This window comes from Gordonia sp. (in: high G+C Gram-positive bacteria) (assembly GCF_052106715.1).
GTDB lineage: Bacteria > Actinomycetota > Actinomycetes > Mycobacteriales > Mycobacteriaceae > Gordonia.
Genome location: NZ_JBQEDL010000016.1, coordinates 64,031 through 84,636, shown reverse-complemented (window position 1 = coordinate 84,636; position 20,606 = coordinate 64,031). Strand labels below are relative to the sequence as shown.

9 protein-coding genes are annotated in these 20,606 nt (G+C 68.0%); all 9 read right to left on the bottom strand.

Annotated features, from left to right (window positions below; translation table 11 throughout):
• Window positions 1–163: 163 nt before the first annotated feature.
• Window positions 164–598, bottom strand: a complete 435-nt coding sequence (locus ACTIMF_RS10230; RefSeq protein WP_442350181.1) for a DUF6918 family protein — start codon at window positions 596–598, stop codon at window positions 164–166.
• A gap of 14 nt (window positions 599–612) precedes the next feature.
• Window positions 613–1,473 carry a MaoC/PaaZ C-terminal domain-containing protein gene (locus ACTIMF_RS10225; RefSeq protein ID WP_442350180.1) on the bottom strand — a complete coding sequence of 287 codons (861 nt, stop codon included), beginning with the start codon at window positions 1,471–1,473 and terminating at the stop codon, window positions 613–615.
• A 4-nt stretch (window positions 1,474–1,477) separates the two neighbouring features.
• On the bottom strand, window positions 1,478–3,175 hold the full coding sequence (gene kstD / locus ACTIMF_RS10220) for a 3-oxosteroid 1-dehydrogenase (protein ID WP_442350179.1): 1,698 nt from the start codon (window positions 3,173–3,175) through the stop codon (window positions 1,478–1,480).
• Between the two features lie 112 nt (window positions 3,176–3,287).
• A complete protein-coding gene (locus tag ACTIMF_RS10215) occupies window positions 3,288–4,049 on the bottom strand; it encodes an anti-sigma factor (protein WP_442350178.1) in 762 nt (253 codons plus the stop codon).
• Window positions 4,046–4,633: a sigma-70 family RNA polymerase sigma factor gene (locus ACTIMF_RS10210; RefSeq protein ID WP_442350177.1), complete on the bottom strand. Its 588-nt coding sequence runs from the start codon at window positions 4,631–4,633 to the stop codon at window positions 4,046–4,048. Before ACTIMF_RS10210 ends, ACTIMF_RS10215 begins: the two co-directional genes overlap by 4 nt.
• A 64-nt stretch (window positions 4,634–4,697) precedes the next feature.
• On the bottom strand, window positions 4,698–5,480 hold the full coding sequence (locus ACTIMF_RS10205) for an ABC transporter permease (protein ID WP_442350176.1): 783 nt from the start codon (window positions 5,478–5,480) through the stop codon (window positions 4,698–4,700).
• The gene (locus ACTIMF_RS10200) at window positions 5,470–6,573 is read right to left on the bottom strand and encodes an ABC transporter ATP-binding protein (RefSeq protein WP_442350175.1); all 1,104 of its coding nucleotides are present in this window, start codon (window positions 6,571–6,573) and stop codon (window positions 5,470–5,472) included. Before ACTIMF_RS10200 ends, ACTIMF_RS10205 begins: the two co-directional genes overlap by 11 nt.
• Window positions 6,545–6,805 (bottom strand): MbtH family protein, encoded by a 261-nt coding sequence (locus ACTIMF_RS10195; protein ID WP_442350174.1) that lies wholly within the window; start codon window positions 6,803–6,805, stop codon window positions 6,545–6,547. Before ACTIMF_RS10195 ends, ACTIMF_RS10200 begins: the two co-directional genes overlap by 29 nt.
• Window positions 6,805–20,463 carry an amino acid adenylation domain-containing protein gene (locus ACTIMF_RS10190; RefSeq protein WP_442350173.1) on the bottom strand — a complete coding sequence of 4,553 codons (13,659 nt, stop codon included), beginning with the start codon at window positions 20,461–20,463 and terminating at the stop codon, window positions 6,805–6,807. The genes ACTIMF_RS10195 and ACTIMF_RS10190 overlap by 1 nt, the downstream gene beginning before the upstream one ends.
• Between the last annotated feature and the right edge of the window lie 143 nt (window positions 20,464–20,606).

The following is a 20,606-nucleotide window of genomic DNA, read 5'->3' as shown; positions in this document are numbered from 1 at the left end:
ATCGGGCGTCTGCTGGTCTTGGTGGCGGGGGTGGTCGGGATCATCGCTGTTCTCGTCCTCATCGTCACCACCGCTGCCTGACGCCAGAGACGGGGACCGACGACAGACGCCGTCCGACGCGAGTGCGTCGAACGGCGTCTGACCGGGTCACGGTCCGAGAGCCCTACCGAGTCGCGTACTTCTCGATGACGCCGCCGACCGGAGGCAGAGCGTCGATGACGTAGCCCTTGGCCTTGCCGCGCAGGCTCTTGTACGCCTTTGCCAGGCTCGAGGGGGCCGACGCGGCCCGGCCGTCGGTGACCGCGAGCAGGGCCTCCGCGGCAGCGTCGCCGTTGCTCGCCAGGTGCTCGCCGAAGGGCGTGCCCGCGGGCTTCGAGTCCCAGAACGGCGACAACGCGGTCAAGAAGTCCGGCAACATCTTGTTGGTCGCGCTCGCGACCACGCCGGGCTTCACCTTCTGTGCGGTCGAGTACGCAGCCTTGACCGCAGTGCCCGACAGGCCGGACTGCTTTTTCACCTCCGCGTCGATGACGTCGGCGAAATCAGACGTCATCGCCTCTCGGTTGTCGTCGAGAACGGGCAGCAGAGACGTGGACATGCAGGTCCTTTCGGCTAGGAAGTGCGGAATACGACGTTACTCAGGGCTGCGGCGCCGTCTCGTTCGACGACGCTCACCGCCGCGAGTAGTCGCCCGTCATCTTCCCAGGCGTCGATCTGCAAGGTCTCGCCGGGGAACACGATTCCGGCGAAACTCACCGAGAAGTCGGCCACGGCAGCCACGTCACCGCCGTAGATCTCATCGACGACGGCCCGGCAGACCGACCCGTACGTGCACAGTCCGTGCAGGATCGGTCGATCGAACCCGGCTCGCTGCGCGAACTCGGGATCACTGTGGAGCGGATTGCGGTCGCCGCAGAGGCGGTACAGCAGCGCCTGCTGCCCGAGCGTCGGCACGGTGATGCGGTGGTCGGCGCTGCGATCGGGCAACTCGATCCGAGTCGATGCCCCGCGCTCCCCGCCGAAACCGCCCTCGCCCTTGGCGAAGATCGACGATCGGGCGGTCCACAGTGCGGCGCCGGTCTCGTCGACGGTCTCGGACTCCTGGATGATGACGGCCGCGGAGCCCTTGTCCTGGACCTCGGCGATCCGGGTGCGCATGGTCGCGGTTCCGGACGCAGGCAACGGCCGGTGCACGCGGACCTGTTGGCTGCCGTGCACGACTTTGGCGAGATCGATGTCGACGCCGGGAAACTCGACTTTGGGAGCCTGGGTCGCCAGGAAGTTCGCGGCGACGGTCGCGAACGACGGCAGGACCTTCGGCGCGGCGTCGTCGACGTAGTGCAGACCGACGGTGTCCATCGGGTCGGACGCGCCGCCGACCGCGAGGTTGTAAAGCGCTACTTCGCGCGGTGTCCAGGAGAAGGTCTGCTCGCCGAGGTCGGCGCCGACGGCCACTGCGGGTTCGATCGGCATGCGCTCAGGCCTCCGCGTGCGTCGTGGTGCGAGTCTGCGACTCCGCGGCCGCGTCGAGGGCGGCGAGGTAGCCGAACACCATCGCCGGGCCGATCGTCGCTCCGGGGCCCGCGTAGGTGTGTCCCATGACGGGGGCACTCGTGTTTCCTGACGCGTACAGGCCCTCGATCACCGAGCCGTCCTCGCGCAGAACACGGCCCGCGACGTCGGTGGTGACGCCGCCCTTGGTGCCGAGGTCGCCCGGAACCATCGTGGCTGCGTAGAACGGGCCCTTGTCCACGGTGCCGAGGCTCGGGTTCGGCTTGTTGGTGATGTCGCCGTAGTAATGGTCGTACGCGCTGTCGCCGCGGTGGAAGTCGTCGTCCTTTCCTGCGCGGGCGAAGCCGTTGAAACGCGAGGTGGTCTCGGCGAGCGCATCGGCAGGCAGTCCGGTCTTCTCGGCCAGCTCCGCGATGCTCGCAGCCTTCACGACCACACCCGACTTGAGCCAACTCTTGGGTAGCGGCTGACGTGCGGTGACGCCTGCGAACATGTAGCGGTTGCGGCACCGCTGGTCGAAGATCAGCCAGGACGGGACGTTCTCGCCGGGGCCCTCGCCTTGACCGAATTCGCCGCCGTACATCTGGTGCACGGCTTCGACGTAGGGGAGCGATTCGTTCATGAACCGCTGACCGCGCTCGTTCACGATGAAGCTGCCGGGCACTGAACGCTCCGAGAGTGCGAACCAGGGACCCTTCGGCAGCGGGATCGTGGGTCCCCACCATGCGTCGTCCATGATCGCTACGCCCGCACCGGTCTTCATGGCGGCTTTGATGCCGTCGCCGGTGTTCGACGGCGCGCCGGTCGTCCAGTCGGTGCTGATCGGGGCGCGCTGATATTCGGCGCGCATCGTCTCGTTGTTCTCGAACCCACCGGACCCGAGGATCACGCCACGACGGGCGAACAGTCGTGTCGGTACGCCGTCGACCTCGGCGACCACGCCGACGACCTTGCCGTCTTCGACGATGAGGTCGGTGAGCGGCGTGTTCAGACGGATGTCGACTCCCGCCTGCCGGCAGCCGAGAAGGAGTTCGGCCGCCAGCGCCGCGCCCATCGCGATCATCTTCTTGCCGCGTGTGCGCGCGACGAAGAAGCGGAGAGCGACCTTGAGCATTCGCTGGACGCCACGCCAGTGGCGCATACCGATGTTGAGCCACCGGTAGTCGGATTGGAGCACCACCATGTTCAGCGGCGCCTTCGTGTACTGCGGGTGCAGTGTGTCGAGGTCCTCCCCGAGGCGTGAGGCATCGAACGGCTTGGGTTCGACCGAGCGTCCGCCCGACCGGCCGCCGGGGGCTTCGGGGTAGTAGTCGGAGTAGCCCTTGACCCATTCGAGGTCGAGTGGGGCGTGTGCCATCAGATAGTCGAGGGCCTCGGGGCCCCGGTCGATGTAGGCGTCGATTCGTTCGGCGGGGGTGTGTTCGCCGATGATCGAGTGAACGTAACGTCGCGCCTCCTCGACGGTGTCCTCGACGCCGTCGCGGCGCAGCACGCTGTTGTTGGGGATCCACACGCCACCGCCCGACCGCGAGGTGGAACCGCCCCAGTACGGCGACTTCTCGATCAGTACCGTCTGCAGGCCCTTGGTCTTCGCGGTCAGTGCGGCCGACAGTCCGGCTGCGCCTGCCCCGACGACGATGACGTCGAACTCCTCGTTGTCCATCTCATTCCCTTCGCCCTCTAGCGTGGCTGAGCCACAAAACTAGAACAAGTTATAGAACGTGTTACAGGACAGGGTAGACGAGTCGGATCGGCGGGGAAAGAACGCCGTCCGCTCACACCTGGACTTGGCCGAGCACGGGCGTCGTCGGAGCAGGCGAGCCGCCTGCGGGTTCGACTGTGACCGCGAATGCGGTGGTCGAGTCGAGAGCGTCGATCAGGATCGGGGAGCCTGCGGAGTCATTGAGGAGTCCGGCGGAGACGGGGTCCGGACCGCGTCCCATGCTCCACAACTGCAGCGTCCGGTCGGCGCGCACCGGGTTCTCGATGTTGCGAACGGTCGCGACCGCCTGGTTGCGCGACTTCGAACTCACGACGGTGAGGACGCCGCGCGAATCGTTCAGGTCACCGACGGCCAGCGCGGCGTCCGGCGCGCTGAATACAGCGGCCACCGCGTCGGCCTGCTGCGTCGTCGACGGCTCGTCTGGTGTGATGGATCGTCCGACGAGAATCCCGCCGCCGAACAGGATCGCCACGACGGCCGCAGCCGCGCCGACAGCGGCCGCCATCCGGCGGCGCCTGCTCGTGCGCTCGTTGATGGATCGCACTTGGCCGGGCGCTCCCGATCGGTGGCGCACCCCGGCGTCGAAATCGTCGAGGACGCGGGCGCGAAGGGTCGCGGGTGCCTCTCGGGTGTAGCGCTGCGCGTAGTCGTGCATGAGCTCGCGGACGTCGGCGACGCGGTCGTCGTACTCGATCCGAGACTCGGCGTCGAGTTGCTCCAGCAGGGCCTGCACCTCATCGTGCTCGTCGGCGGGGAGGCTGTCTATGGCATACAGCTCGACGTGGTCGTCGAGCCACTCTCGGTCGGTGCTCATTGTTCTCCGGTCTTGACGCAGTTACGCAGGTTGCGCAGTCCGTCGCGAATGCGGGACTTGATGGTTGGCAGCGGTGTGGAGGTATGAGCGGCGACTTCGGGGTAGGTCATCCCGTCGAAGTAGGACAGTTCGATGCCTTCACGTTGCAGATTCGTGAGTCGACCGAGGCAGATGCGCAACGTCATGGTCTCTTCGTGTTGTTCGACGAGCTCGACGACCGGTGTCGGCGGAACGGAGGCGTTCGCGTTCGCATACTCCGAACCGCGCTTGCGATAGAGTTCCTCGGATCGAATCCGATCGACCGATCGGCGGTGGGCGATCGTCAGCATCCAACTGACGACGCTGCCGCGCGCTGCGGAGTACTGGTCGGCCTGCTGCCAATAGCGCAGATACGACTCCTGCACCACCTCCTCGGCGTGGCTGCGGTCCTTGAGTACGCGCAGGGCCAGCCCGTATACGCGTGCGTTGGTGAGATCGTAGAGGCGTGCGAACGAGGCTTGGTCCCCGGCTGCCGACGCGGCGAGCAGCCGCGGCAGGTCGGGTTGTGAACGATCACCGCCGTCGACGGCCTGATTCGGGTGCATGATCACCTCCTCGCCGAGCTTACGTCGGTGGGTCGTTGGCTGTGGAATGCTGTCGCATCGATCCTCATCGACTCGCTGATCGCCGATACAGCCAGAGTGAGAGCGGGATACACACGACGAGGAGGATTCCGCTCCACGCGATCGCGTAAACAAGTGCGTGGTCGGCGGGCCATCCGGACGGGTCGGGGAAGTCCGGGGGCGAGGTGTTCCCGAACAGCTCACGGCACGCGGTGGCCACCGCGGTGACCGGGTTCCATTCGGCGATCGCGCGGAGCGGCCCGGGCAGGCTCGCCGCAGAGATGAACGCACTCGAGAGAAACGTGACCGGGAACATCCACAGGAAACCAACGCTCTGCGCGACCTCGACGTTCCGGGCCGCGAGACCCGTGACGGCTCCGACCCACGCCATGGCGAGGGCGAACAGCATCAGCAGGGCGAACGCGATCACCGCGTCGAGGGCACTGCCTCGAATACGCCACCCGATGGCGAATCCGCACGCGACCATGACCGCCAGACCGATCACGCCGAGAAGCATGTCGGACGTGACGCGTCCGGCTATCACCGCGAGCCGCGACATCGGCAGCGATCGCAGTCGGTCGACGATGCCGTCCGACAGGTCATTCGCCAAGCCCACGGTTGTGAATGCCGAATTGAACAGGACCGTCTGGGCGAAGATGCCCGCCATCAGGAACTCCCGATACTGGTCGCCGCCGAGGGTCGCGCCGAACACGTACGCGAACAGGAAGACGAACATCAGCGGCTGCACCGTGGCGCTCAACAGCAGTGTCGGGATGCGTCGGACGGTGATCAGATTGCGTTCGACCAGTATTGCGGTGTCAGCGAACATCGTCTGCGACTCCTTCGTCCGGGCGGGCGGTGTCCGGTTCGGTCAGGGCTAGGAAGACGTTCTCGAGGGTCGGCGCCCAGATCGACGCGTCGACCACCTCGACTCCGATCGCGTTCAGCGAGGTCACCGCCGATACCGCGCTGCGGGTCCCTGCATCGACTCCGACGCGGAAACGTACGTCGTCGAGTTGCTCCGGTTGCCCGGAGCCGACGTCGGCGAGCGTCGTCATGACGTCCACGGCGTTGCGGAGTGCTCCGGTACGCGCCACTTCGACGGTGAGTGCGGCGTCGCCGAACTCCTGTTTGAGCGAGGACGGCGTTCCGCGGGCGTGGACGGCGCCGCGGTTGACCACGGTCACGTCGTCGGCGAGTTCGTCGGCCTCCTCGAGGTACTGCGTCGTGAGCAGAATGGTGGTTCCGTCGTCGGCCAACTCTTTGACGATGCTCCAGATCTGTCGTCGTCCACGCGGGTCGAGACCCGTCGTCGGCTCGTCGAGGATCACCAGGCGGGGGCGGTTGATGAGTGCGCCGGCGAGGTCGAGTCGGCGTCGCATTCCGCCGGAGTAGGTCCGCATCGGCTGGTCGGCCGCCGCCGCGAGATCGAGCTCGTCGATCATCTCGCGGGACCGTTCGGACGCCGCTCGTCGCGACATCCCGTACAGCTGCGCCACCATGCGCAGGTTCTCGAACCCGGTTAGGTTGCCGTCGACGGCCGCGTACTGGCCGGAGACTCCGACCAGCCCACGCACCCGGGACGGTTCGGTGACAGCGTCGACGCCGTCGATCAGGATCTCTCCCGAATCGGGCGGAAGGAGCGTCGCGATCATCGACACGGTGGTCGTCTTGCCCGCGCCGTTGGGGCCGAGGACCGCATGGATCGATCCGGCCGGCACGGTGAGATCGAGGTGATCCACCGCGACGTGGCTCCGACCGCGCCCGAACAGTCCACTCGTGAACGTCTTCGTCACCCCTCTGAGCACCAGGGCGTCGGTCGAACTCGCGACGGGCGCCAGGGTTGCGGTCGGAGCGTCTTCGGGAGCCGGGAGGACTGCCGGGGAGTCCCGCTCAAGCGTGCTCGCGTTGTGCCGTCCCACGGCCTTCCTCTCTATCTGCGGCTCGTGCCATCGATGCGACGAGGCTCGCCGGACGCATATCGGTCCAGTTCGCTTCCACGTAGTCCAGGCACGCGGCGTGATCAGTGGGACCGAACACGCTCGTCCAGCCGCGTGGCACCGGCGCGAACTCGGGCCACAACGAGTGCTGCTGTTCGTCGTTGACCAGCACCAGGAAGGTGCCGTCGGTGTCGTCGAACGGATTGGGGCTCATCAGATCTCCTTTCGATGGGTGTCGCGGCGGATGCCGCATCCCGGATTCGATGGACTGTTCTCGACGACGTGCGCGTACTGAGCAACGTTGTCGGGCAGCAGCATTCGGGCATGTGTGCAGTCGACGTGCACGTCGGCGAGGGACCCGGTCACGACATCGACCCAATCGGCGCGGGCCTCGACTCCGGTGCCGCCTCGATCGGCCGTGATGAACACGGCGTCGCCGTCGAAGACTCGTGGGAACCACTGGCAGGCGAGCGATGCTGCGGACTCGAACGTCGCACGGACCGCCTGGAGATCGGCGTCGGACAGTTCGGCCAGCGGCCCGCCCGCGGCGCGGACCGCGGATGAGACGGCCGAGCCGTCGGGGTCCTCGACCATGTCCGAGGTGTCGATGCCGAACTCCCCGAGGAGGTCCCGCAGCGATTCGCCGCCGGCCAGGCCGGGGTGATCGGCGAGCACGTACGAGTCCAGAAGCGTCAACTGTTCCACGTGTTCCCCGGCGCGTTGCAACGCGACGCCGACCTCCTGTGCAATCAGTCCGCCGAGTGACCAGCCGAGGAGCCGGTAGGGACCGTGCGGGGCGACTTCGCGGATACGCCGGACGTAGTCGGCGGCGAGTTCGTCGATCGTCTCGGCGGCCGGGGCGCCCGACAGCGTGGGATTCTGCAGTCCGTAAACCGGCCGGTCGTCGTCCACGTGCGGCAACAGAGTCGTGAAGCTCCACGCCAGGCCGATCGCCGGGTGGATCGCGAACAGCGGAGCCCGGCCGGCCTCCGGGTCGCCGCGTCGCAGCGTCAACAGCGGAGCCAGGGCAGGTGAGGACGGACCCTCCGACCCGTCATCGGCCAGGGTCGAGGCGAGTTCGGCGGGCGTCGGCGCGGCGAATACGTCGGGAACCGCGACATCCAGACCCGCCTCCCGGAGACTCGTCACCAGGGTGGTCGCGCGCAGGGAGTCACCGCCGAGGTCGAAGAAGTTGTCCCCACGGCCCACCGCGTCTGCCCCGAGGACCTCCGCGAACGCATCGGCGATCCGCTGTTCGGCCGCACCGACCGGGGCGTCGCCGTCGGCAGTAGTCGACACGGTCGGGTTGGGCAGTTCGCGTCGATCGACCTTGCCGACCGCGGTCAACGGCAGCCGGTCCAAGACGGTGATCGTGCTGGGGACCATGTGCCGTGGCAGTCGGCGGGCGATGCCCCGGCGTACCGCCGCGGGATCGAGCGAGCTGGGATCGATCGATGCTGCGTCGCCGTCGGGTGTCACATAGGCGTGCAGAACCGTCTGGCCCGACGTGGGATCGGCGACGGTGACGGCGGCCCGGACGCCGGGGACCGCAGATAACGCGTCGTCGATCACGCCCAGCTCGACGCGGAAGCCGCGACTCTGCCCCTGATCATCGGTGCGGCCGACGTATCCGCGTCGCCCGTCGGCGGTCCACCGGACCAGATCACCCGTGCGATACATCCGCTGACCGGCGAACTCGGGACCGAGGACCATCGGAGCCGCGGGGTAGCGCGTCGACGTCAGTCCGGGCCGACCGTGATAGCCGCGGGTGATCTGAGGTCCGAGGAGGTAGAGCTCACCGGGGACACCCTCGGGAACCGGGTGTAGACGGTCGTCGAGGACCGCGACGGACACCCCGTTGTTCGGTCGCCCGATGGTTACACGGTCGTCCGAGGTCAAGGGGTCGGAGGCGGTGGTGATGATGGTCGTCTCGGTCGGGCCGTACACATTGAGGAGGGTCCGGCCGGGGGCCCACATCCGGACCAGGTCGGTCGAGACGGCTTCACCGCCCACCGCGAGCGAGGTCAGCGACGACGTGTTCTCGGGCGACATGGTGGCGACCGCCGCAGGCGTGATGAAGGCGTGTGTCACCTGCCTGCGCGAGATGAGGCCCTGCAGGTCCGCGCCGCCGTAGACATTCGTCGGTACGACGACCAGGGTCCCCGCCCCCGCCGCCGCCAACAGGAACTCGAGCACTGAGGCGTCGAAGCTCGGGGACGCGAAGTGCAGAACGCGCGAGGTGGTGTCGGGCGACATACGGGAAGCGAGCTCGTCGTGGACCGCAGCCAACCCGCGGTGCGAGACGAGCACCCCCTTGGGTGTCCCGGTGGAGCCCGACGTGTAGATCACGTAGGCCAGCTGATCGAGGTCGATCGGGCGCGGCAGTTCGTCGTCGCTGATCGGTGCGGGCGAGGTCGACGCCAGCTCCCGCCGCACGCCTGGCTCGTCGAGCACGATGGTCGGCGTGCCTCGGGCGGGCAGTGGGCTCGCGTAATCCGAGGTCGTGATGACGAGGTCGGCGCCCGCGTCGTCGAGCATGTGCGCGATCCGGTCAGCCGGGTACATCGGGTCGATGGGGACGTATGCGGCTCCGGTCCGGACGATCGCCCAGATCGCCACGATCGCCTCGAGCGATCGGGGAATCGCCACGGCGACGACCGACTCCTCGTCTCGCGCCACGCCCCGGTTCAACAGGTGTCGGGCGAGACGGTTCGCCCGCTCGTACATGTCGAGGTAGGTGACGTCGATCGTCGTCCTGGCCGGGTCGCCGACGGTGACGGCGACGCCGCCGGGGTTGCGGCGGACCGCGTCGTCGAGTAGCTCCGCGTACGTGCGCGGTCGCGTTGCCGGGGGCCCGGACACCGGGGCGAGCCGTGCCACTTCGAGTGGATCGGTGATGCGGATGTCGCCGATGCAGCGTTGCGGATCGGTGACGAGTGCGCGGGCCACACGCAGCAGACGCACGCCCAGTTGTTCGGCGTCCGCGTGACCGTATCGATTTCGGGCGTACGTCAACGCCAGCCGAGGCTCCCTCGACTGCGAGTCCATGCCGGTGACGGTGAATTGCAGGTCGAACTTCGCGGTGTGCGTGTCGAGTTCGGCGATCTCGCCGACCAGATCCGCAGACACCGGAAGCTGCTCGCCCGCGATCGACCCGGCGAAGTCGTGAACCGACAGCGCTACCTGGAACAGCGGACTGCGACCGGAGACGCGCGCCGGGTTGAGGGCCGAGACCACGTCGTCGAACGGCGCTGTGAGGTGATCCCACGCGTCGAGGTCCTGTGCTCGGACCTCCTCGACGAGAGACTGCGCGCATGCGGTTCGGTCGATTCTGGTGCGCAGCGCGACGGTGTTGACGAACATGCCGACCATCCCGCGCAGCTCCAGACCCGTCCTGGTTCCCGGACTCCATGCGGCGCGAGTGTCGACCGGTGTTCCGATCACCAGGTCGTCACCGGCCCCGAGTCGATTGAGCAGCACTGCCAGTGCCGTGTGAAGCACGGTGAACGCCGAGGTCGAGTTACTGCGCGCGAAGGCGGCGATCTCGTCGCGCAACGCGTCGTCGATCGGCAGTTCGACGGTGGATCCGCCGGTCTGATCGGCCCGCGCTGGGTCGGCGTCCACACTCGTTACCGCGGGAGTGCCGGTCAGAGTCGATGTCCAGTACTCGAGATCATCGGATTCGCGGGCGGCATCGGATGCGTGTGCGTAATCGCGGTAGTCCGGTATCGCGGGCGGCTGCGGCGCGCGGTGCGACGAAGCTCCGGTCCGGTCACGGTAGGCCTCTAGGAGGTCGCCGACGATCGTCGGCATGGACCCGCCGTCGGCGGCGATGTGATGCAGGACCAGCACCAGTGCGTGGCTGTCGCCGTCACCGGTGAGAAGCGCCCGCAGCGGTGCGTCGCGAGTGAGGTCGAACGGCCGCGCGAGGAGCTCGGCGAGCATCGACTCCGGGTCGGTCGCACCGGTGTCGATGCCGCCGGTGTGGATATCACCGACGACCTGCTCGGCATCGTCCGACACGATGCCGACGGGACCGTCGGCGGTGTCGGTGTAGACCGTCCGCAGAACGGCGTGACGGGTCACCACGTCGACGAGGGCGTCGCGCAGGGCCCCGGTGTCGAGGCTGCCGTGCAGCCGCAGCATGAAGGGCATCGCGTAGTCGAGTGCGTTCGGATCGCTGCGGTGCAGGGACCAGATCCGCCGCTGCATGGGTGCCAGCGGAAAGCGCATGGGGCGGACCCCCGAGACGATGGGGGACACGTCACCGTGTGCACCCTCGGGATCGATCCCGAGGGTGAGGTCGGGATCGACGTCGAGCAGCCGTGCGAGCCGAGCGATGACCGGGTCGTCGAAGACCGAGCGGACGCGGATCGGAGCGCCGCGATGAACGGCGTTGATCCGACTGACCAAGGTCGTCGCCGCGAGGGAGGTGCCCCCGAGGGTGAAGAAGTCGTCGTCGGCTCCGACACTTCCCACTGCCAGTCCGAGGGTGTCGGCGACGAGTTCGGCGAGCACCCTTTCGGCTGCGCCTGCCGGACGTCGTGACGAGGTCTGCGCAGCAGCCTCCGGTGCCGGAAGCGCGTCCCTGTCGACCTTGCCGTTGACTGTCATCGGGATCTCGTCGATCGGAACGATGATCGACGGGAGCATCTGTCGGGGCAGCCGCTGCGCAGCGAAGGCGACGACCTCTTCCGAGGTAGCGGAATCCTCGCCTAGCCCGGTCACATAGCTGACCAGCCGAGCTGCGTCGCCGGACCCGTGAACCTGGGTGATCGCGGCGTCGACCTCGGGGTGAGCGGCGAGAGCGGAGTCGATCTCGTCCAGTTCGATGCGGAACCCACGGACCTTGACCTGCCGGTCGTTACGTCCGTGGAAGGTGATGGTTCCGGCGAGATCGGTCGAGGCGAGATCGCCGGTCCGGTACATGCGTCGGCCCGATCCGTCGATCGCCGAGACGAAGGCCGTCGACGTCTGGGCGGCCCGGTTCACGTAGCCCCGCGCCAGGCCGGGCCCCATCAGGTACAGGTCGCCGGGGGCGAACGGCGGCACCGGCCGAAGGCGTGAGTCGAGAATGACTGCGTGGACACCGTCCACCGGTCGGCCGATGGTGATCGGCGCATCCGTCCTCAGCGACGAGATCGTGGCCACGATGGTGGCCTCGGTCGGTCCGTAGCAGTTCAAGAAGGTGCGGTCGGCTCCCCACCGCGCGACGAGCTCACTGCCGAACGACTCGCCGCCGACCCCGAGGCACCGCAGGTCCGGAAGGTCGCGCGGGCCGGCAGAGGACATGGCGGCAGGGGTCACGAATGCGTGCGTGACTCGCTCCTCGGCGAGGAACTCGGTCAGTTCGTCGCCGCCGTAGATCGAGGTCGGCGCGATCACCATGGTGGCGCAGGCGTCGAGCGCGAGGAGCAGTTCGAGCATTGCGGCGTCGAAGCCGGGTGAGGCGAAGTGCAGGGTCCGGCTCTGCGCGTCCACGCCGTAACGGCGCGTCTGGGTCGCGGCGAACGCGGCGAGCCCGCGGTGGGTGATCGACGTGCCCTTTGGGATTCCGGTTGTGCCCGAGGTGTAGACGATGTACGCACAGCCGTCGACACGTCGAACCGGTCGATCACGGAGCAGGCCATGGGCACCGGGCAGGTCCGCGGTCAACTCGTCGACGGTGATCCACCGTAGATCAGCGCTTCCGCTCGAGCGGAGCCGATCGTCGTCGGGTGATGAGGTGGTGACACCGATCGAGGCGCCCGAGTCGGCCAGCATGTGGCGGATCCGGTCGGCCGGATACCTCGGATCCACCGGCATGACGGCTGCTCCGGTCTTGGCGATCGACCAGGTGGCCAGCACCGATTCCGTCGATCTCGCGATCGAGACCGCGACGATGTCGTCGGGGCCCACACCGCACGCTGTCAGAGTTCGCGCCCACCGGTCCGAGAGTCGGCCTGCGTCGCGATAGGTGAGTTTCCAGACGCCGTCGTCAAGCGCCACGGCGTTCGGCCGGGCCCGTACCGCGCGGTCGACGAGGTCGGCAAGGTGCACGGGTTCGGTCGCCCCCAGATACGGGTCGGCCGGGCCGTCGGTGGGACGCGTGAGTTCGAAGTCGCCGATCCGACGTGCCGGGTCGTCGGCGATCTGGCGGGCGAGTGCGGTGAATCGTTCCGCGAGGTCGGCGATCCGTTGCTCGCTGTAGAGCCCGACGTCGTACGTGAAGCGTGCGACACCGTTGCGAATGCGCAGTTCCAATCCGAAACGTGCTCCGCCGGTGCCGATCTCATGGGCGGATGCCCGTACGTCTGCGAGCTGGACCGCAGCGGAGTCGACGGCATCGTCGAGGGTGACGGCGACGTCGAAGAGTGGATGTCGGCCCGTTCGTGGCGGCGCGATGGCGGCCACCAGCTTCTCGAAGGGCATATCGGCATGTGCGATGGCATCGAGGTCGGCGTCCCGGACAGCGGCGAGCAGTTCGGTGAACGGAGCGTTCGAGCTGACCCGGGTGCGCAGCGGTACCGAGTTCACGAACATCCCGACCAGATCCGCGAGTCCGGGGTCCGGCCGTCCCGCGACCGGCGTGCCGATCACGAGGTCGCTGACTCCGGTCTCCACATGTGTGGCCGGATCGGCGGACATCCGGTGCAGGAGAGTCGCGAGGACCGCGTGCACCGTCATGAAGTCGGTGACCCCGGGGACGCTGTGGGTCTGCAGGGCCGCTCGCAGATCGTCGTCGAACGCGGTCTCGACGACGCCCGCGCTGCCGGTCGCGCCCGATCGGTCGGATGCGAGGACCGGAGCGTGTCCCATGCCCGCCAAGTTCTCGCGCCACCACGAGGTGAGCTCCTGCTGCCGAGTCGCGGACCGCGAGGCGTTCTCGCTCGCCAGCCCGGCGGCCTGCCAGCGCAGGTAGTCACTGTAGGAGAACGGCAGTGCCGGCTGCTGCGGGTCACGTCCCGCGTGCAGGTCGGAGTACGCCGACCCGATGTCGCGGGCCAGCGGAGTCATCGAGGCTCCGTCGGCGGCGATGTGGTGGATGACCAGGGTCAGTCGGTGCCGTGCGGGTCGGCCGTCCTCGGCGGGAAGACGGTGCAGCGCCACGCGCAGGGGCCCCTCGGTGGTCAGGTCGAAGGGCCGCGCGGCGATCTCGCGCGCGTGCTCGTCCCATTCGTCGTCGGTGGCGAGATGCGCACGCAGCGTCACGTCGAAGTTCTCGAGCACGTCGAGCATCGGGTGTCCGTCGCGTGCGGGGTATCGCGTGCGCAGCGGCTCGTGCCGAGCGACAGCGTGCCGTATTGCTCCCTCGAGCGCCGGGACGTCGAGGTCGCCGTCCAGGTGGAGGGCGAATGCGATGTTGTACGCCGCGCCCTCGTCTGGGCCCGCGAGCTGGTTGAGGAACCAGAGTTGCTGCTGAGCAGGACCGGGCTCGGCAGGCACCTCGGAACTGTCGTGGACGAGTGGAATCCTCGGTCGCTCGTCGCGGACGAGAGCGGTGCCAGCGGTGTCGCCGATCAGCCGCGCGATCGCGGCGATGTCGGGATTGTCGAACAGGGCGCGCACGGGTACGCGGGTGTCGGTGCGATTCTCCAATGCCGTCGCCAATTGGGTGGCTGACAAGGAGTTGCCGCCGAGCTCGAAGAAGTCGGACTCGCGGCCGAGACGGTCGGCACTGACGTCCAGCACGCGAGCGATCTCATCGGCCACCACGTGTTCGGCGTCGCCCCGTAGGGGAGTGCGCACATGTCGGTCCCACGTGGTCTCGGGCGCAGGCAGTGACCGAGTGTCGATCTTTCCGGCGTGCGTCACGGGAATCTCGTCGAGCGCGATGATCGTCGCCGGGACCATATGGCCCGGGAGGCGGTCGGTGAGCCGGTCGCGGACGCCTCGGAGTGCGGCGTCGTCGAGTACTCCGCCCCGGGGCGCGGTGGCGTACGCGACGAGTCGAGCCGTGTCGTGAGACCCGGACACGATGGTGACGACGTTCTGAACCGCGTCGTCGGCGAGCAGCGCCGCGTCGACCTCGCCCAGTTCGATGCGATGGCCCCGCACCTTGGCTTGATGGTCGGCGCGTCCGCGAAACTCGAGGACGTGGCTCGCGGTCCAGCGGACCAGGTCGCCCGTGCGGTACATCCGGTCACCGGACTCGCCGTACGGATTCGCCACGAAACGCTTGGACGTCAACGGCCGCGCACCGTGGTAACCCCGGGCGAGGTGCGAGCCGGACAGGTACAGTTCGCCGACGACGCCGGGCGCCACCGGCCGGAGCCGTTCGTCGAGCACCAGCGCGGACACGCCGCGAATGGGCCGACCGATCGTCACCGAGTCCGTCGGCTCGAGGCTCTGCGACATGGTTGCGACCACTGTGGCCTCGGTGGGGCCGTACGCATTGATCAGACGACGGCCTGCCGACCAGCGCCGAACGGACTCGGTGTTCGGGTGCTCGCCGCCGATGACCAGGGTGCGCAGGCGAGGGAGGTCGTCGGGAGACATGGTCGTCAGGAGCGACGGAGTGAGGAACGCGTGGGTGATCGCGGCGTCGGCCATCAGCGCGGACAACTCGCTCCCGCCGAGGATGTCCGCGGGTGCGATGCACATGCTCGCCCCGGCACTGACCGCCATGATCACTTCGAGTATCGACGCGTCGAAACTCGGCGACGCCAAATGCAGTGTGCGACTGTCTCCGGTCAACGCCAGACTGGACACCTGCTCGGCCGCGAAGTCCGCGAGGCCGCGATGGCTCACCACCACGCCCTTGGGCCGACCCGTGGTCCCCGACGTGTAGATCAGGTACGCGGGCTGATCGACGTCGACCGGCGCGATGCGGTCGACGTCGGTGACCGCTGCGATGTCGTCGCCGGGCCGCGGGGTCCGGACGTCGTCCGCGTCGACCAGGACCACGGTGTGCGCGGTAGTGATCGACAACCGCGTCGCCGACTCGGAATCGGTGACGATGACGGTTGCGCCGGAGTCGTCGAGCATGAACTCGGTCCGGACCACCGGGTAGGAGGGGTCGACCGGCACCCACGCCGCGCCGGACTTGGCGACGGCCCATACCGCGACCATCCAGTCCACGCCGCGGGGCAGCGCCACCGCCACGTAGCTCTCCGGCCCGGCACCCTTGTCGATGAGGGTCCTGGCGAGAGCGTTGGAGGCCTCGTCCAATTCGCGATAGGTGAGCCGCGGGCGGCCCGTCCCGTCGATGATCGCCGGACGGAACGGCTCCGCCGCCGCTGCCGAACCGAGCAACTGCGTGAAGTGTTCCACCGGGCGCGTCCCGCCTCCGACTGCGGGCACGAGGTCGAGACGGTCCGCGAGGTCGAGAACGCACGCGTCCCCGATCGAGATGTCGGGCTCGGCGGTGACCGTCTGTAGGAGCCTGACGTAGCGCGATGCCAAGCCTGCGGCCGTCACTCGGTCGAACAGCTCGTCGGCGTAGCCGAGGTCGAGGTCCATTCCACGGCTGTCGTCGGCGCGGTCGATGATGGTGAACTCGAGGTCGAACTTGCTGGTCCCGATGTCGATCTTGGCGGCAGTCGCGGCCAGCCCCGCCATCTCCAGGCGGATCTGCGCGGCGTCCTCGAGAGCGACGGACACGTCGAAGTAGGGCTGACCGCTGCTGCTGCGAGCGGGGTTCAGTTCGGTGACCAGCCGATCGAACGGCACGTCTGCGTTGTCGAATGCTTCGAGGTCTCGTTCGCGAACGATCGAGAGAAGGTCGGAGAATGCGGCGTTCTTGTCGACCGACGTACGCAGCGCGAGAGTGTTGACGAACATCCCGATGAGCGGATCGAGGTCGTCGTCGCCGCGGCCCGAGACCGGAGTTCCCACGACGACGTCGTCGATGCTCGACATCGTTCGCAGGAGTGCGGCGACCGCCGCGTGCACGACCATGAACGGCGTGGTGTCGTACCGGTTCGCCAGCGACATGAGGCGACCGCGGGTGGCGGCGTCGATCGGCACCCGCACGTGTGCGCCGGATCGGCGATCGGTGCGCGACGGGGAACGGTCGTACGGCAACTCGGTGTCGACCGGGGCATCGGCGAGGGCACGCGCCCAGTACTCGATCTGGGCGCTCGCGTCCGACGTCGGGTCGTCGAGCCAGGCGTGCCGGTCCGCGGCGCTCTGACGGTAGGTGACCGGCAGTTCGGTCCACGCCGGGGCCTGATCCAGACGCCGCGCACGGTAGGCCTCGGCGAGATCGTCGGCGAGCGGACCGAGCGACCAGCCGTCCGCGGCGAGATGGTGGATCACCACGGCGAGCGTGTGGTCGCGGCGGTCATGAGCGATCAGACGGGCCCGAATGGGGAGGTCCGCGGTCAGGTCGAATGGTTGTGAGGCGAAGTTTTTGACGCTTTCGGGCGTGTCAGCGTCGGTCCGCGCGACGTCGAGGAGCGGTCGGTCCGCGGCCCACACCTCTTGATATGCGACTTGGTCGGTGTCGCGGACGGTGGTGCGTAGCGGCTCGTGTCGTGCGACGACGTCGTTCAGTGCCGCGGTGAGTGCTTCGACATCGAGGTCACCGATGAGCCGGACCGTGAACGGGATGTTGTACACGCCGGCCGATGCGGAGTCCAGACGTGCGGCGAGCCAGAGGCGCTGCTGGGCAGGTGACAGCGGTACCGGACCGTCGATCGACACGTGCGTCGACCGGGCGCCGGCAACGGGTGCGTCGTCGGCGACGCCACGGGCCCGCAGCGCGTCGGCGATTCCGCGGATGTCGGTTGCGTCGAGGATATGGCGGATCCCGAGACGGATGCCGGTGGCGGTGGACAGCCGGGCGGCCACGCGAGTGGCTGCCAGTGAGTTCCCGCCGACCTCGATCAGACCGGCCGTCATGGGGAGGTCGTCGATGCCGAGTACGGCGCACGCGGTGTCATGGACGAAGTGCTCCAGGTCGGTGGCAGGCGTGTCGCGCTCGGCGTCGTGCCCGACTGATCCGCCCAGATCGGGATCGGGAAGCGCTCGGCGGTCGAGCTTGCCGTTCGAGGTGGTGGGGAGAGCGTCACAGACGACTACGACGGTCGGGATCATGTGGGGCTCAAGCGTCGCAGCCAGTTCGCCGCGCAGGTCGCGGTCCCCCACCCCGTCACCCCCCACCCCGTCACCACCGAGCCCGTCACCACTGACGTAGCCGACGACGATTCGTTCGGCGAGTAGATCGTCGCGGACGACTGCGCCCGCACCGAGGACGCCGGGCAGATCGGCGAGCGCGCTCTCGATCTCGCCGAGTTCCACACGGCGACCGCGGATCTTGAACTGTGAGTCGCTACGTCCCAGATACTCCAGTTCGCCGTCGCGACGGCGCCGGACGAGGTCACCGGTTCGGTACAGTCGACCGCCGCCGAAGGGGTCGGCGACGAAACGATCGGCGGTGAGTGCGGGCCGCCTCAGGTAGCCGCGGGCCAATTGGACGCCGCCGAGATAGAGTTCGCCGACCGCTCCCGTCGGCATGGGGTCGAGCCGGCGATCGAGCACGTATGCGGTGGTGTTGTGGACCGGAATGCCGATCGGGATGATCGGTTCTTCCGCGTCGCACGCGTCGCGGTGGGTGACGTCGATGGCCGCCTCGGTCGGTCCGTACAGGTTGTGGATCGGTGCTGCGGTGAGCGCTGCTGTCGCGTCCACGACACCGGGGGTGAGCGCTTCGCCGCTGGTGAAGAGGGTGTGGATCGAGGCGAGGGCGGAGCGGGTCCGGGCGGTCGTCTCGGAGTCCGAGCCGAGGGTCTCGGCGAAGACCGCGAGCATGGACGGCACGAAGTGCATCGCGCTCACTCCGGTCTCCTCGACCACGCGACGCAGGTACCACGGATCGCGGTGACCGTCGGGTGCGGCGACGACTGCCGCGGCCCCGACCGTCAGCGGCCAGAAGTACTCCCACACCGACACGTCGAAGCTCGACGGTGTCTTCTGGAGAACCCGGTCGTCGGAGGTCAACGCGTACTCGGACTGCATCCACGACAGCCGGTTCACCAGAGCGCGATGCGTGATGAGAACGCCCTTCGGTGCTCCGGTGGAGCCCGAGGTGAACAACAGGTATGCACCGTTGTCGGGATGGGCGGTCGTGGGCGGCGCGGTCAGGTCGGCGGATCCGGTGAGACCGGTCGTGACGAGCGACTGTGGAGTAGCTGTCTGTGCGGGGATCGGCCCCTGATCGTCGTCGACGACGACCAGTGCCGGTGCGGCGATCTCGAGGATGCGTTCGCGCCGTGCGCCGGGTTCGTCCGGAGACAGTGGGACGAAGACGGCGCCGGTCGCGACGACCGCGTGCAGCACGATGTGCTGGTCGAGGCCACGCGGCAGCATCACGCCGACGACGTCCTCGATCCCGATCCCGCGGGCGCGCAGCCCGGCTGCCGTTGCAGCCACGCGCCGACCGACCTCGTCGTATGTAAGGGTCGGTCCGTCGGGATCGATGAGTGCCGGCGTACTGCCGAAGCTGCGGTACGCAGTGGAGAGCAGGTCGGCCAGAGTCGTGTGGCCGTAGTCGACGACGGGACCGACCGAGCAGCGGTCCGCCACCGCGATCTCGTCGGTGGTCGCGACCGGGAGGGCGGTGACCGGCAGCGCGGGGTCGGCGGTGACGAAACGGGTGAGGAAGTCGATGAGTCGGCGATGGTGGGCGTGGACGTCGGCGTCGTCGTACACGTTCGGATTGGCCTCGAGGTCCAGATGCATGCCGCCGGAGATCGAGTCGTAGACGTTCACCGAGGCGTCCTCGACCGGTCCGGTCGACAGGATGTGCAGCGCGCCGGACAGCGGACCGAAATCGATGTGCTTGAAGAACAACATGACGTTGACCATCGGTCCGAAGAAGCCACGTCGGCCGTTCGCGGCGCCGAGGATCTCGGAGACGATGTCTTCGTGGCGGAAGTGCTGGTGCCGTATGGCTTGTTTGATGTCGCCGTTCACGCTGTGGATCAGGTCGTCGACTCGACACGGATGTTCGGCGTCGTCGATCCTCGCCAGGATGGGCACCACGTTGGACGTGAGTCCGGCGGACGTGCGCAGTGACGCCGTGTCGCGCGCGGCGACGGGAAGACTGAGCATGGCGTCTGCGGTGTCGTTGAACCGGGCCAAGTAGAGAGCGACGGCCGCGGTGATCACGGAGGCCGGTCGGACCTGCAGGCCGGTGGCGCGCGCTCGAATCCGCTGGACGACGGCGTCGTCGAGAGACTCCGAGACGATGGTCGCCAGCGGAGCAGCAACGTCGCTTCGGCCGGAGAATGACGTGGACGGGAGGGCGTTGACGTCTTGTCCGAGATGATTCGACCAGTAGTCACGGTCGTCGCTGAACCGGTTCGATCCTCGGTAGTCGTCGTCGATGCCTGCGACCTCGGCCATCGATGCGATCGTCGCCTCGGGAAGAGCGCTGCCGTCGGCCGCCGTATAGCGTTGAGCCACCCGCAGCATCATGTACATCGCGGCGTAGCCGTCGAATGCCAGGTGGTGGCCCCAGCAGTACCAGATGCTGTGGTCGGGGCCCAGCGTCAACAGGTACGTCTGCAGGAGTGGATCGGTGAACAGATCGGGAACGTGGGCTCGGTGCTCGTCCATCCAGTTCTCGGCCGCGGCACGCGGATCGGAGTATCCAGAGAAGTCTCGCCTGCCGAGGGTGACGTCGCGGTCGCCGTCGACCACCACGGTCGGCTCGTCTTCTTCGTTCCAGACGAGTCGCAGCAGGCCTGCCTCGGTCTCGAGGGCCGCCCCGGTCACCGCGGTCTCCAGTCGGTCCGCATCGACGTCGCCGTGGAACTCTACGAACGCAGCGACCGACATCGGCACATCCGGGTCGATCTGCTGGGCGTAGTAGATGCCGCGTTGTGCGGCGGTCAGCGGCAGTTCCGCTGCGGTCCGGGTGGAATGGACGAGATTGTCTGTGCTCACGCGGTCCTCCTTCGTCAGCTGTCAGGGGTACTTCGGCTGGGCGGGCGGAGCAGATGGGTCGTTCGGCGATATTTTTTTGAAACGGCTGTGACCTGCCCTGAAGTGCCCGATCTGACCCGATGCGGTGTTATCTGCCGTGAGCA

Excerpts from the sequence above, each read along its gene's own strand:
- ACTIMF_RS10215 (WP_442350178.1), bottom strand. The coding sequence starts at position 4,049 with ATGAGCACCGACCGAGAGTGGCTCGACGACCACGTCGAGCTGTATGCC.
- ACTIMF_RS10225 (WP_442350180.1), bottom strand. The coding sequence starts at position 1,473 with ATGCCGATCGAACCCGCAGTGGCCGTCGGCGCCGACCTCGGCGAGCAG.
- ACTIMF_RS10205 (WP_442350176.1), bottom strand. The coding sequence starts at position 5,480 with ATGTTCGCTGACACCGCAATACTGGTCGAACGCAATCTGATCACCGTC.
- ACTIMF_RS10210 (WP_442350177.1), bottom strand. The coding sequence starts at position 4,633 with ATGCACCCGAATCAGGCCGTCGACGGCGGTGATCGTTCACAACCCGAC.
- kstD (WP_442350179.1), bottom strand. The coding sequence starts at position 3,175 with ATGGACAACGAGGAGTTCGACGTCATCGTCGTCGGGGCAGGCGCAGCC.
- ACTIMF_RS10230 (WP_442350181.1), bottom strand. The coding sequence starts at position 598 with ATGTCCACGTCTCTGCTGCCCGTTCTCGACGACAACCGAGAGGCGATG.
- ACTIMF_RS10195 (WP_442350174.1), bottom strand. The coding sequence starts at position 6,805 with ATGAGCCCCAATCCGTTCGACGACACCGACGGCACCTTCCTGGTGCTG.